Annotated in this window: 17 protein-coding genes; 12 read left to right on the top strand and 5 right to left on the bottom strand. The window is 42.2% G+C overall.

Going from position 1 to position 12,892, the window contains the following annotated elements; translation table 11 throughout:
• Positions 1-29 precede the first annotated feature (29 nt).
• Positions 30-974: a radical SAM protein gene (locus GWK48_RS04485; protein WP_174630006.1), complete on the top strand. Its 945-nt coding sequence runs from the start codon at positions 30-32 to the stop codon at positions 972-974.
• Here the strand turns inward: GWK48_RS04485 and GWK48_RS04480 are convergent.
• A complete protein-coding gene (locus GWK48_RS04480; protein WP_174630004.1) occupies positions 942-1,970 on the bottom strand; it encodes an mRNA surveillance protein pelota in 1,029 nt (342 codons plus the stop codon). The two genes, GWK48_RS04485 and GWK48_RS04480, sit on opposite strands and share 33 nt — an antisense overlap.
• 19 nt (positions 1,971-1,989) lie before the next feature.
• Between GWK48_RS04480 and rimI the strand changes: the two genes are divergently transcribed.
• Positions 1,990-2,454 (top strand): ribosomal protein S18-alanine N-acetyltransferase, encoded by a 465-nt coding sequence (gene rimI / locus GWK48_RS04475; protein WP_174629996.1) that lies wholly within the window; start codon positions 1,990-1,992, stop codon positions 2,452-2,454.
• 37 nt (positions 2,455-2,491) lie between these two features.
• Positions 2,492-4,840, top strand: a complete 2,349-nt coding sequence (locus tag GWK48_RS04470; protein WP_174629994.1) for a DNA-directed DNA polymerase — start codon at positions 2,492-2,494, stop codon at positions 4,838-4,840.
• Here the strand turns inward: GWK48_RS04470 and dnaG are convergent.
• Genes dnaG through GWK48_RS04450 form a run of 4 tightly spaced genes read right to left on the bottom strand, consistent with a single transcriptional unit; the run spans position 4,827 to position 7,932 of the window.
• A complete protein-coding gene (gene dnaG / locus GWK48_RS04465; RefSeq protein WP_174629993.1) occupies positions 4,827-6,053 on the bottom strand; it encodes a DNA primase DnaG in 1,227 nt (408 codons plus the stop codon). The two genes, GWK48_RS04470 and dnaG, sit on opposite strands and share 14 nt — an antisense overlap.
• Positions 6,054-6,058: 5 nt before the next feature.
• Entirely contained in the window at positions 6,059-7,135 is a 1,077-nt protein-coding gene (locus GWK48_RS04460) for a tyrosine--tRNA ligase (RefSeq protein WP_174629991.1), read from the bottom strand.
• Positions 7,136-7,170: 35 nt separating this feature from the next.
• Entirely contained in the window at positions 7,171-7,497 is a 327-nt protein-coding gene (locus GWK48_RS04455) for a hypothetical protein (RefSeq protein ID WP_246263908.1), read from the bottom strand.
• A 30-nt stretch (positions 7,498-7,527) separates the two neighbouring features.
• Positions 7,528-7,932, bottom strand: coding sequence for a secondary thiamine-phosphate synthase enzyme YjbQ (locus GWK48_RS04450; RefSeq protein ID WP_174629989.1), 405 nt, complete (start codon positions 7,930-7,932; stop codon positions 7,528-7,530).
• Between the two features lie 42 nt (positions 7,933-7,974).
• On the opposite strand from GWK48_RS04450, the gene GWK48_RS04445 reads away from it, so the two are divergent.
• The 9 genes from GWK48_RS04445 to GWK48_RS04405 are packed head-to-tail and all read left to right on the top strand — an operon-like array spanning position 7,975 to position 12,883.
• Complete coding sequence (locus tag GWK48_RS04445) at positions 7,975-9,255, top strand: AIR synthase-related protein (protein WP_174629987.1); 1,281 nt, start codon at positions 7,975-7,977, stop codon at positions 9,253-9,255.
• A gap of 17 nt (positions 9,256-9,272) precedes the next feature.
• A complete protein-coding gene (locus tag GWK48_RS04440; RefSeq protein ID WP_174629985.1) occupies positions 9,273-9,761 on the top strand; it encodes a 30S ribosomal protein S13 in 489 nt (162 codons plus the stop codon).
• A 9-nt stretch (positions 9,762-9,770) separates the two neighbouring features.
• Positions 9,771-10,313, top strand: a complete 543-nt coding sequence (locus tag GWK48_RS04435) for a 30S ribosomal protein S4 (protein ID WP_174629983.1) — start codon at positions 9,771-9,773, stop codon at positions 10,311-10,313.
• Positions 10,291-10,689 (top strand): 30S ribosomal protein S11, encoded by a 399-nt coding sequence (locus GWK48_RS04430; RefSeq protein ID WP_174629981.1) that lies wholly within the window; start codon positions 10,291-10,293, stop codon positions 10,687-10,689. Before GWK48_RS04435 ends, GWK48_RS04430 begins: the two co-directional genes overlap by 23 nt.
• 1 nt (position 10,690) lies before the next feature.
• Positions 10,691-11,479, top strand: coding sequence for a DNA-directed RNA polymerase subunit D (locus tag GWK48_RS04425; RefSeq protein WP_174629979.1), 789 nt, complete (start codon positions 10,691-10,693; stop codon positions 11,477-11,479).
• Positions 11,476-11,829 (top strand): 50S ribosomal protein L18e, encoded by a 354-nt coding sequence (locus tag GWK48_RS04420; RefSeq protein WP_174629977.1) that lies wholly within the window; start codon positions 11,476-11,478, stop codon positions 11,827-11,829. The genes GWK48_RS04425 and GWK48_RS04420 overlap by 4 nt, the downstream gene beginning before the upstream one ends.
• A complete protein-coding gene (locus GWK48_RS04415; RefSeq protein WP_174629975.1) occupies positions 11,826-12,269 on the top strand; it encodes a 50S ribosomal protein L13 in 444 nt (147 codons plus the stop codon). The genes GWK48_RS04420 and GWK48_RS04415 overlap by 4 nt, the downstream gene beginning before the upstream one ends.
• On the top strand, positions 12,259-12,672 hold the full coding sequence (locus GWK48_RS04410) for a 30S ribosomal protein S9 (RefSeq protein ID WP_174629973.1): 414 nt from the start codon (positions 12,259-12,261) through the stop codon (positions 12,670-12,672). The genes GWK48_RS04415 and GWK48_RS04410 overlap by 11 nt, the downstream gene beginning before the upstream one ends.
• Before the next feature lie 10 nt (positions 12,673-12,682).
• Positions 12,683-12,883, top strand: a complete 201-nt coding sequence (locus GWK48_RS04405) for a DNA-directed RNA polymerase subunit N (RefSeq protein WP_174629971.1) — start codon at positions 12,683-12,685, stop codon at positions 12,881-12,883.
• Positions 12,884-12,892 lie beyond the last annotated feature (9 nt).

Genomic DNA, 12,892 nt, shown 5'->3' with positions numbered 1-12,892 from the left:
GATGCGAGCTGTGTCGTTTGGGAGGTAAAATGGTAGTATTTGTTTCGGGAGAGTGCGGGGACTCTTGTTACTACTGTCCAGTGAGCGAGGGAAGGTTTGGTAAGGATAATCTATACGCCAACGAGTTCAAGGTCGAGAACCTATATGACTTCATCTATGAGTCCTATAGAATGAACGCAATGGGAGCGGGCATTACGGGAGGGGATCCAATTCTGCACTTGGACAGGGTCGTGGAATTAATACATCTTCTAAAGAAAGAATTTGGGAGCACATATCACATACACCTATACACCTCTGGACGATATGCGACTAGAGATTCCTTAACGGAGCTGATGAAGGCTGGACTGGATGAGATTAGATTTCATCCGGTGAAGACTGAATATCTCTCTGCAGTGGAATTAGCCGTGAAGTTAGGCATGAACGTCGGAATAGAGGTTCCGGCAATACCCGGCGAGGAAAGTTGGCTTTCCTCACTAATTAAGTGGGCTAAAGATAAGGGAGTGAATTTCGTCAACATAAACGAACTCGAGCTCACAGAAAGGAACTCTTTCAACCTTAACTCCAAAGGGTTCCGTGTTTCCCACGGCTTAGCTGGGGTTAAGGGTAGCTTTGATACGTCTTTAAGGGTTCTAAAGGAATTTTCAGAAACGGAAATCTCACTACATTACTGTAGCTCAGTTTATAAGGACTTGGTGGAGACCAGAACAAGGTTTATAAGAACCATGAGGGCTAGTGGAAAGCCCTTTGATGAGGTTACAGGCGAAGGTACTTTAGTGAGGGCTGTTGTTAAAACGTCTGAGGATCTAACCGACTACGGGGAGAGGAAGGGAGACATTTATCTTGTATCCCCTTCAATGGTAAATGAACTCCTGGGCATGAAGAGCATAGATGAAGTTTGGGTTATTGAAGAGTTACCCTACGGACAGAAAATTGCAGAAAATCTAGTTTATTCTAAACCTAAGAATGGCCAATAAGCCCGTGAGGTTCTGAAGTTGGTGAAATATGGGGGAGTCTTTGGGTACTATCATCACTTTCCCTCCTTTATTTTCAACCTCCTCCATTATCATCTCTATCTTTTTCCTTCTCTCTTCATCCTGCACCGAAAGCATTTCATCTGTAACCAAAAGAGTTTCGACAGCGCCAAAACTAGCCGCTTTTTCAACTTCTTCCTGCCCATATATTACTAGGGAGGAATTTTGGGCAAGCAAACCAAGAGCTTTTTCTAATTCCCTCGTGGCCAATGATATTTCGTAGTCCCTGATCACCTGGTCTATAATGTCCCTCTTCATTATTTCGGCTAGCCCTGATCTAGAAGCGGAGGAAACGCTGTCCAAATATATTTTAGATTTTGTCTTTAATTTACCCTTTAAAATCTCTTTGAAAGGACCTGGACCAGCAATGATAATCGCTTCTACGGGATATTGACTTAGGTATAACTCTATTTCTTTCGCTACTACACTAGCTAAATCCTCAAAGGAGCCGTCCTCCTTCGAAACTCCTGGAAGGTTCCTTTCTGCTAAAACCTTGATTCCTTGCTCCATGGGTAAGGCCACTAGAAATTCGTCCTGATCCGCCAGGACAATCATAACTTTCCTATTCTTTTCAGTATGTTTTTTAATTCTCTCCAAAATTGCCTTGGGCCAACTGGGCTTTATAATAACTATCTCATCCCCCAAATTGAGGTTAATTGTATGATGGGATCCCTTTATTCCGTATTTTTCTGGAGCGTCCCTTACAATTCCGTGTATTCGTAAGCGACTGGTGAACGGTTGAAATTCTGTGAACTCTACCTCTAGTTCGATTACCATAGGCACTCTCCTACTTTCATTACCCATGCTTACATCTCTAGTAGTTCTAGCCACTACCCTATCTCCCTTGGCTATTATCATATGTATTAACCATAGATCATCTTCGTTCTCTACATAAAGTTTAAGGGCACTAGTCCGCTCGTCATATTCTAATATCTTCATTATTCCTTACTTAAGTGTCATGTCATCAATAATTATTTCTGACGCAACGGCCCAGGATCTTCAACAAATATATGAAATTGAAGAGGAATCCTTTGAAAATCCTTACCCATTATCCCTACTAAGGGCCTACTTGTTCCTGGCGGACGGGTTATATCTTGTAGCTAGGGAGGATCAACACATCTTAGGCTATACCATTGGCATGAGGCAATTTCAAACCAGAGGCCACGTGGTGTCCATAGCTACCAGGGGTACGCAGAGAAGGCGAGGTGTAGGCTCCTCACTCTTGAAAATTTTAGAGAGTAGATTTGAGAAAATAGGATGCAAGTATGTCTATCTGGAAGTGAATGTAAAAAACCGCGATGCCATAAATTTTTACTTGAAACATGGGTACAGCATTGTAAGGACTAGAAAAAATTATTACGGCAGAGATAAACACGCGTTCGTTATGCTAAAACCTTTCTCGTCATCTACTTCCTTCGAATGATCAAAATAATAACAGGTTTTGACATATACAATAGACAATGATTGTGGACGTTTACGTTTTAGATCTGTCCTATGATGTAGATGAAAGTAGCCCAGAGATATACATTTGGGGAATAGACCGGGACGGAAGGAGAGTCGCTATCATTGAAAATAATTTTAGGCCATATTTCTATGTATTACCATCAGATGAAAATTATAGTGATCTAGCTGAGCAGATAAAGGCGTTAAGTAAACAAGAATCCCCAATAACTTCTGTTGAAATTAAAGAAATGAAATACTTCGGAAATCCAGTCAAGGTACTTCGCGTGGAGACCGTTATACCAGCCTATGTGAAAATATACAGAGAACAAATTGCTAAACTGAAAAAAGTAAAGGAGGTACTTGAGGCCGACATAAGGTTCTACATGAGGTATTCCATAGACACAGGGATAAGTCCTTTCCGGTGGATTAGGGCTGAGGTTGAACCCCTAGACGCAGGGAATTTGAGGGTTAAGCAACTCTATGAGTTGAAGAAAATAGAAAATATTTATCAAGACAACCCACCGAAACTCAAGTTTGTAGCCTTTGATATAGAAGTCCTAAATAAGTACGGTTCTCCGAATCCTAGAAGAGATCAGATCATCGTAATAGGAGTATGGACAGATGATGGACCTAAGCAGTTCGTGAACACCGAAGGTGACGATCTAAAAATAATCAGGGAATTTTCTAAGTTCATGGTGGAATATGATCCAGACGTTATATTAGGGTATAACTCCAATGGTTTCGATTGGCCCTACCTTTTGGAAAGAGCTTCAGCTAGGAACTATAAATTGGATGTTGGCAGGAAGGCCAATTCCGTGCCCAATCAAGGAACTTACGGGCATTACTCCGTTATAGGTAGGTTGAACGTGGATCTTTACGGTTTCGCCCAGAGTGTAGAAGAGGTCAAGGTAAAGAGCCTAGATAACATAGCCGATTATCTAGGAGTTCTACCAAAGAACAAAAGGGTCAACCTGGAGTGGTATCAGATAGCGGAATTTTGGAGTAATCCAGAAAAAAGAGACTTAGTGCTCAAGTATAATCTAGACGATGTGAAAACTACTTACCTGCTAAAGGACGTATTTTTCCCATTTGGTGAACAACTAACAGAGATATCTGGCCTCCCTCTAGATCAACTGTCCATGGCAAGCGTAGGTTATAGGGTCGAGTGGCTCCTGATGAGGGAATCAAAGAAGTATAACGAGTTGATACCGAACAGGGTTAACAAGGAATACGAAAGTTACAAGGGAGGATTAGTCATAGAGCCAAAACCTGGGATTCACGAGAACGTGGCCGTGTTGGACTTCTCTTCAATGTACCCTTCAATAATGATAAAGTATAACATAGGCCCGGACACCCTGGTCAAAGGAGACTGTAGCGACTGCTGGGTAGCTCCAGAGGTCGGTTTTAAGTTCAGAAAGGACGTAGACGGATTCTATAAGACAATATTGAAGACCCTTTTGGAAGAAAGGGCTAAGGTAAAGGAACAGCTTAAGATGGCTAAGGATGAATATGAAAGAAGAAGACTAGAAGAGAGGCAGAAAGCTCTTAAAGTCATGGCCAATGCCATGTATGGATATATGGGCTGGCTGAATGCCAGATGGTACAGCAAGGAGGGAGCAGAAGCGGTAACTTCATGGGGAAGACAGACAATAACTGAGGCTGCTAATATAGCTTCCAGACTCGGTTTCGATGTGATTTATGGGGACACAGACTCCATTTTTGTGAGAGGAGATCGTAGTTTGTTAAACACGTTGGTCGAAAGAATAACGAAGGAACTTGGTTTAGAAATAAAAATCGATAAGAAATATAAAAAAGTGTTCTTTACTGAAAATAAGAAAAGATATGCGGGGCTAACAGAGGATGGAAAAATTGACATAGTTGGGTTTGAGGCAATAAGAGGGGATTGGTGCGAACTCGCTAAGGATACCCAAAGACTAGTTATAGAGAAAATACTGCTATTCAATCTGGACGAGGCAATTCGTGCAGTGAAGGAGGTAATAATGAAGGTAAAGAGAAGGGAATTCAGAATTGAGGATTTTGTGATTTGGAAATCCTTGGATAAGAGCTTGGAGGAATATGAGGTTGACGCTCCTCACGTATCCGCAGCAAAAAAAGCCTTGAGTGCCGGATTTACCATCTTTAAGGGCGGTAAAATAGGATATGTAATAGTGAAGGGACAAGGAAAAATATCGGACAGAGCCGAGCCATACTTTAATATCAAGGATAAGAACAGATTAGACATTGATTACTACGTCGATAGACAGATCATTCCAGCAGTAATGAGGATATTAGAACCATTTGGGGTAAAAGAAAACAGTTTGAGGACTGGAGGAATAGATATAATGAGCTACTTTAGGGACCAATAACGTCTGCTAGGGTTAGTATTTTAACGTTCTCTGGTTTCTTATTTATCCCTCCAATCCTCACACCTACAACTAACTTCACGTTTTTTGATGCAGCTAGCTCTAGGAGCCTTTGGGTGATTACGCCGTCGAAAATTATGAAGGAGGCATTTCCGTTGGTTATAGTCTCCAGCTTTGAAATAATATCCCGTACTTGAACTCTTTCCACTGGATTCCACGTTTCGTCAAATATTATCCCTTCAAGGGTTCCAGGCAACTTCTTTATCTCCTCCATGACAGTGCTCGGTATTTTAATCTCAATTTCCTTCCTTGGTTGTTCTATAACTTGAACAGCCTGCTGCTCCTTTGCTTCAGTTATTACACTTTCAACACGTGGTTGGACTGAGATTGTAGACTCTTGCTGTTTTTTAAGATATTGTGAGAAGGGAACCATGTTTGATAACGATTTAGCTATCTCCTTCCCTGTGAGCTCTTCCACTTCCCTCCCTACAGGAGCCCGAGCAACGAAATCGATCTTGACGTTAGCATTTATCAAATCCTTGAGTATCATATCACCGCCGTGATCTCCATCGAGGAATGCTATGACGGTCTTTTTACTCTTTGAGAGCTCTACCACTGAATGTGGGATTTTCCCGCTGGCTCCCTCCACAGCCACCGTGTTCTTATAACCATATCTTAGCAAGTTTATTATGTCAGCTCTTCCCTCTACTATAATTAGGTTAGGATCACTATATACATCGGGCCCAGCAGGAAGTCTCTCGGGTCCAAACTCTATTATTTCACCAGTTTTTACAGCACCGCTTATTTCATTGATTACCTCTTTAATATCAAGGTTCTTCTCCTTAGTCCAGGTTGTAAGTATCTCCTTTGCCCTATCTATAATCTTCTTTAACTTTTCAGCTCTTACGTCTTCTATCTCCTTAAGTTCGAACTTGGCGTTATAAGGCCCTACTTTCTCTACACTCTCTACCATGGATGCAATCAAAACCGTTTCTACTCTGTCTAGGTTCGATGGGATTTCTATGTAACCTTCTATCTTACCTCCTTTGTTCTTAATGTCTACAATTATCCTCCCTAATCTTCCTTTATCTTGTAACTCCCTCAGGTCGAACTCTTGACCGAAGAGGTTCTCAGTTTGCCCGAATATAGCTCCTATTACATCGGGCTTATCAACCGAGCCATCTACCTCAAAGTTTAGCTTTACAATATATTTCAACGTTGTCACCTACTGACGCTTTTCGTTATTTCTTTTACTAGTTTATCATATTCGGGTTTAGACTTAATAGCATTTCTCAAAGGTTCAATTACCCTATTGAGCTTCCTTGCCGTGGCCGCCTTCAGATCCTTTGGGTGCAACTTACCCTCAGCGAAAGCCTTCTCAAGTTCATCGTAGGTCTGGAATTGGATGTCCCCGCCGAACTTCGCCTCTCTCTCAACTTTTAGCCCTGAATTGTCTGAGGGAAACAGTATGAATTTATTTATTTGTAATATAGGGTTATTTTCAATTACGCCTCTGGGGCAATAGGCCATCATTATTTTGGCGTCAACCTCCTCTGCCTCATCATTTATGAATATTGCAGTCTCAGGTTTAGACTTACTCATCTTTATGTCCGCCATTATCTCGTCCTCGTCTGCCCCAACGTTCATCCTTTGCCCCCCTTGAAGCCCAACCAAAAGCGGAGTGTGGATAGCTACGACTTTCTTTTTACCCAATTTATCCGCGACGTCTCTTGCTAACATATGTGCCTTTCTCTGGTCAGTCCCACCAAGTGCTATGTCCAAGTCCATGTAAAAGATGTCGCTCACTTGCATTGCTGGATAGATGAGCTTGGAAGAATCCAATTCTGCCTCGTCAGATTTCCTCCCCATTATAGTTAAGGCCCTCTTCATTCTGGCAAGACTGGTGTTCTTGGCCACCTTGATGACAAGGGACCAATAATCCTTATCCTTTACCATTTCTTCCGCATCGACAACGTTTATGGCGCTTCTGCTAATCCCGAAAGCTTCTAGAACGCTTATAGCGTACTCTCCAGCAAGTTTTATCTTGTCTAGGTCTCCTCCCAACTTGTCGTTTATCCATGCGTGCCAGGTAGCCACAAGGATGTTCATCTCAACACCTGCTTGTAGAAGATCCTTCACTTTCTGAGCCCAAATCAGCCAACCTATATGGAAAAGACCGCTAGGCTCAAAGCCGAGGTAACCTTTCAACTTAGTCCCCTCATCCAGTTTTTGTTTTAATTCCTCGTAAGTTACAACTTCAGCTGTATTTCTGGTTATCAGCGAGAGCTTACTCTCCATGTAATTATCCCCTGCATAAAAAGGAGAAATGAAGACTAAAAAGTCCATTCGTTCATAAATTGCTTTAAGAAAAGAACTACAGGATGGTTGTTGCCGAGTCTACTTTTAAGATCCTCAATAATGATGGATGGATCAATTTCAGCTTCTGAAATTCTATGCAGTAGGGCTTCCGTGAACAGGTAAGAGTTTGCCACCATCTTTTCATCCGTTGCCATGTATTCCTCTCTGAATAGTGAAAAATTTCCTCTGCCCGAAGCGAAAAGTTTTAGATATTCATCAACCACTTTCTGGATACACTCCCTTGTGTCGCAGTAACTTAATTTTTCTAGTGGAGAAAGAGTGATTGGAGGCAATATAATCAAGTTAATAACGACATACTAGAATAAAAGTTATTATTCACCGATTACCTTCACCTGAACTTTTCTAACTCTGGGTCCGTCAAACTCCAGCAGTATTACTCTCTGCCAAGTTCCGAGGTCTAGCTTTCCCCCAGCAACTGGAATAACCCTAGAATTACCTATGAGCATGGCAGATATGTGAGCATGACCATTATTGTCAATAATGTTATGCTTAAATTCACCATCAGGCGGTACGATTTTTCTCATCCAGTTCAAGTAGTCTTCCATGAGTCCGCTTTCGGGCTCATTAACGATTATGGAACAAGTGGTATGCTTTACGAATATGTATGCTACCCCCTCTTTGACTGAACCTATCTCAGCTTCAACTAAATCTGTTATATCCATACTCTGAAACTTTGATGTCGTTCTGACTTCTATCTCTTTGGTGACAACTTTCATGACTGGTCTAATCTTATCAGTTGGCTCACCATATTTAGGATTATGGATCTTGAGGGTTTAGCTAGAAAAATGTTGGAGAAAGGTATAGAACGTAATATTGTGAGACAAAGGTTAATCGAGTGGCTGGAGTTCTATAAGGGGAAGAGGAATCTCAACTCGTCGGTAGCAGAGCACGTGATAAAGGAAGTAGAGAACTCCATGATGTTCTCAAATTTGGGGTTCTCCAAGGTTGGACTAAGTGCCGGGGATGGAGGCTTGGGCTCTAGAGGGCTGGGAGATAATATCATTCATCTGAAGCTGTTCGAACTCAGCAAAAGGGCAATTGAAAGTTTTGATGACGCCGGTGTTTCCGGAGACATTATAGTGTCGGTTGATGGTATTCATTCTCGGCTGTCTTTTTTCCCTTATTTAGCCGGTTTTCATGCCACTAAGGCCACTTTGAGAGATATTATGGTTAAGGGAGCCGATCCCATTGGTCTAATGGTCGACATTCACCTTTCTGATGATAGTGACATATCTATGCTCTTTGATTTCGAGGCAGGTGTTTCCACCGTGGCGGAAGCTATAGGTGTACCAATCTTGGCTGGGAGTACTCTCAGGATCGGTGGGGACCTTGTTCTTGGTGAAAGAATAAGTGGGGGAATAGCGTCGGTTGGAAAACTTCGGGGTCAGGTTCTCTCTAGGTCTAGGATAAGTAAAGGGAACAAGATAATAATGACCGAGGGAAATGGAGGTGGTACCATATCAGCTATGGGAATTTTCCATGGAATTGACGGGATAGTGGAGGAAACTCTCAAGATCAAGGATCTTGAAGCCTGCATGGCTGTGAAGGATTTAGAAAAGTATATCGTATCGATGACAGACGTGACCAACGGTGGAATAAGGGCTGATGCCCTAGAGATAGCCGAGGTAACCAATTTGAGCCTAGTTATAGATGAGGAGGCCTTTCTTAGCTTAATTAACCCTAAGGTTAGGTCTGCTCTGGAAGAACTGGGCTTGGATCCTTTTGGTTTATCTGTGGACTCAATTTTGATATTCACGAATGAACCGGACAAGATTTTAGAAGCCTTGAAAAACCATGGAATAAAGGCTGATGTTATAGGAGAAGTTCAATCTGGGAAGAGTTATCCTATTGTCACTAAAGCCGGTAAGGAGATGAGACCTTCCTTTAGGGAAAGCCCATATACTCCAGTTAAATCTATTATAGGTAACACGTCCCCATTCTCCCTAGATCAAATAAGGGAGAAGGTACAGGAAGCCTTCCTACAGGCCCAAAAAAAGAAAGAGAAGGTATTGAAAAACTTAAAAACGGGGACTGGTTAGTGCATTAGACGATATTAATGTCTGAATATCAGTTCAGGTACATAGTTAGGCTGTTCGGGCAAGATGTAGATGGTACCATGAAAGCCCCTTATGGACTCGCCATGGTAAAGGGAATAGGTTACAACACAGCGAGGCTCATATTGATGAGGTTAGGCATAGATAAGGACAGGAGGTTAGGTGAGTTGACAGACAGTGAGCTGAAGAAGGTGGAGGAGATGCTTTCCAATAAGTCAATAGAGTCTCTCCCCACATGGGTTTATAATAGGAGGAAAGATGTGGAGAGCGGATTGGACTTGCACTATGTAACATCAGATTTGGTCTTTGCAGTGAGAAACGATATTGAAAGGGAAAAGAAGCTTAAGAGTTGGCGTGGAGTTAGACACTCTTTGGGTCTAAAAGTTAGAGGTCAGAGAACTAGAACCACCGGAAGAACCGGGACTACAATAGGTGTTAAGAGATCAAAGGGTGCTCAACCTGCTGGAGGTCAGCAGGCTCAGAAGAAGTGAGGTGATTAAATGGGAGATCCTAAGAAAAGCAGGAGGAAATGGGAAGGTCCAGGAATGCCATGGCTTTCCCCAACCCTCAAGTCTGAACAGGAAATTATAGGGAGATACGGTCTTAGAAACAAGAGGGAGATCTGGCTAGCTAGAACAATTGTAACGGGCTATAGACATATGGCTAGGTCTCTTTTAGCCCTACCTCCAGCCGAGAGGGCCCTTAGGGAGAAGCAGTTATTGAGCAAGTTATACAGGATTGGGCTTCTCAAATCAGAGCAATCCTCAGTAGATGATATTCTAGGGCTGAAGGAAGAGGACTTGCTTGAAAGAAGGCTACAAACTATAGTTCACAGGAAAGGTCTGGCCAGAACGATATATCAAGCTAGGCAACTAATTGTTCATGGACACATTGCGATAGGTGGTAAGAGAGTTACGTCCCCTGGTTATATTGTAAGAAGAGATGAGGAGGATTCAATAGACTTTTATCCCATATCGCCATTTAAGACTCATCCTCCAACAAATGTTGAAGGTGAAATGAATGTCGAGCAAAAGGGAAATTAGATGGGGTCTTGCTAGGATCTACGCCTCCCAGAATAACACTATAATCACTATTACTGATATTACTGGGGCTGAAATAATATCCAGGGCATCTGGTGGAATGATGGTGAAGGCCGATAGGGAGAAACCATCTCCTTATGCGGCCATGTTAGCTGCCGGAAAGGCAGCCGGAGAGGCTTTAGATAAGGGTCTCATGGCCATTCACATAAAAGTTAGAGCACCTGGTGGAGCCGGACCGAAGACCCCAGGTCCGGGTGCTCAGCCTGCAATCAGATCTTTAGCTAGATCCGGCTTCATTATAGGAAGAATTGAGGATGTAACGCCTATACCTCACGATACTATACGAAGGCCTGGTGGAAGGAGAGGAAGGAGAGTTTGAAATGTCCATAGAAGTTATAAATAAGACAGACAATTTTATCTCTATATTAACAAAAAATTATCCCTTGGATTTCGTTAACGCAGTCAGGAGAGCATCGATGCTTTATGTCCCCGTTATGGCTGTTGATGAGATTTACGTCGTTGAAAATAATAGTCCCCTTTATGATGAAGTTTTAGCCCATAGGCTAGGAATGATTCCCTTTGATAGCAGGGATGCCCTAGATTATTACAGACGTCCTGAAGAGTGTATTAATTGTGTAGATAACTGTGATAGATGTTTCAGTAAAGCTTACATTGACGTTAGTTCTGAGGAGGCCCAGAAAATGGTGTATTCCAGGGAAATTAGGACAGAAGACCCTCACGTAGTACCAATTAGTAAAGATATTCCCATAGTGCTTCTCGGGAAGAATCAACGGGTCTCACTAGAGATGAAAATGAGGCTAGGTTACGGTAAGGAACACTCTAAATTTAACCCTGTTTCCACTTCAGTGGTTAGGTACAAGCCTAAAGTTGAGGTTAGGGAGGATTGCGCCAAAGCAGTTGAAGTTTGCCCTGAGCATGTTTTTAGCTTTGAAGGTAACAAATTAAAGGTCATTAATGAACTAGCTTGTACCCTATGTGAGGAGTGTATGAAGCACTGCGAGGGGGTAAAGGTAAGCCCTGTAGAGAATGAGTACATACTGGAATTAGAGTCTGTAGGTACTCTCGACACGAGGAGAATTTTAATAGAGGCAACTAAAAGTATACTCAGCAAGTTTGAGGAGTTGAGAGAGAAGGTGAAGTCTCTGTGAAGAGGACCGGAAGTACTAACGTGGAAGTGAGGAAGTTAATTAGGGCCTTGCATAAGCAAGGGAGACCAATATGGAGAGCAGTTGCGGAGGAGCTAGAAGCTCCGTCGAGGAAAAGGAGTTACATCAACTTATATAAAATAAATAAGTATACGAAGGAAGGCGACTTTGTGGTAGTGCCAGGTAAGGTGCTGGGTATTGGTAACATCAATCACAAAGTCACAGTTGTCGCATTAGATTTTTCGCAATCAGCTTTAAAGAAAATCCTCAATAGTGGGGGTAAAGCTCTTTCTCTTGTTGAAGGACTCAAGGAGTTGGAAGGCAAGAAAAATGTGAGGTTGATGAAAGGATGAGTGAAGTTGTAATCATTGACGGGGAAAATCAGATACTAGGTCGTCTTGCTTCCAAAGTGGTCAGATATATAAAGGAGGGAAAGAAGGTGGTCATAATTAATGGGGAAAAGATTGTAATAAGTGGGCCTAAGGCAAGAGTGGTGCAGGGTTATAGCTTACTTTTTGGCATTGGCACTCTTTTCAATCCTTACAAGTTAGGAATGAGGAGGCCAAGAAGCCCTATAAATATAGTCAAGAGAACCATAAGGGGCATGCTTCCTAAGAGTAATAAGGGTAGGACTATGCTTAAGGCGGTTAAAGTTTACGTTGGTGTTCCAGATGAGTTTAAGGGTAAGCAAGCTATAAAGTTCCACGATGCAAGCGTGGAAAGGTTAAACGGGAAATACGTAACAGTGGGTGAGTTATCCAAAGTTCTGGGGTGGAAAGGAAATGTCAAGTGAGAGCAAGGTTATAATTTCAGTTGCAAGAAGAAAAATGGCTAGAGCCAAATGTTATCTATATCCTGGCAAGGGAAGAATATTTGTAAATAATGTGCCTGTGGAGCTTATTCCTATAGAGGTAGTTAGGATGAAGATTATGGAGCCATTAATACTAGCAGGTGATGGAGTCCTATCAAAAATAGATGCTAAGGTTTTCACTTCAGGTGGAGGAATTTTAGGTCAGGCAGACGCAGCAAGAATGGCTTTGGCTAGGGCCTTGGTAAGGTTCACGGGTAGTGTGGAGTTAAAGGAATTGTACAAACATTATGACAGGACTATGATTGCAGGGGATCCAAGACAAACAGAGGCTGAGAAGTGGATGAGATACAGCGCTAGGAGATGGAGACAGAAATCGTACAGATGAGGTGGAGTTAATGATTATCCCTGTTAGGTGTTTCACTTGTGGTTCTCTTATAGCAGATAAGTGGGAAATATTCAGCACGAGAGTAAATGCAGGAGAAGATCCAGGAAAGGTTTTGGATGACCTGAATGTTAGGAAACTGTGTTGCAGAAGAAGCTTACTTACACACGTAGACATTATAAAGGAAGTAGTTAACTATACTAGACCGATTTAGGTGGTTTTG

This window comes from Metallosphaera tengchongensis (assembly GCF_013343295.1).
Lineage (GTDB): Archaea > Thermoproteota > Thermoprotei_A > Sulfolobales > Sulfolobaceae > Metallosphaera > Metallosphaera tengchongensis.
This window is presented reverse-complemented; position numbering and strand designations above follow the sequence as displayed.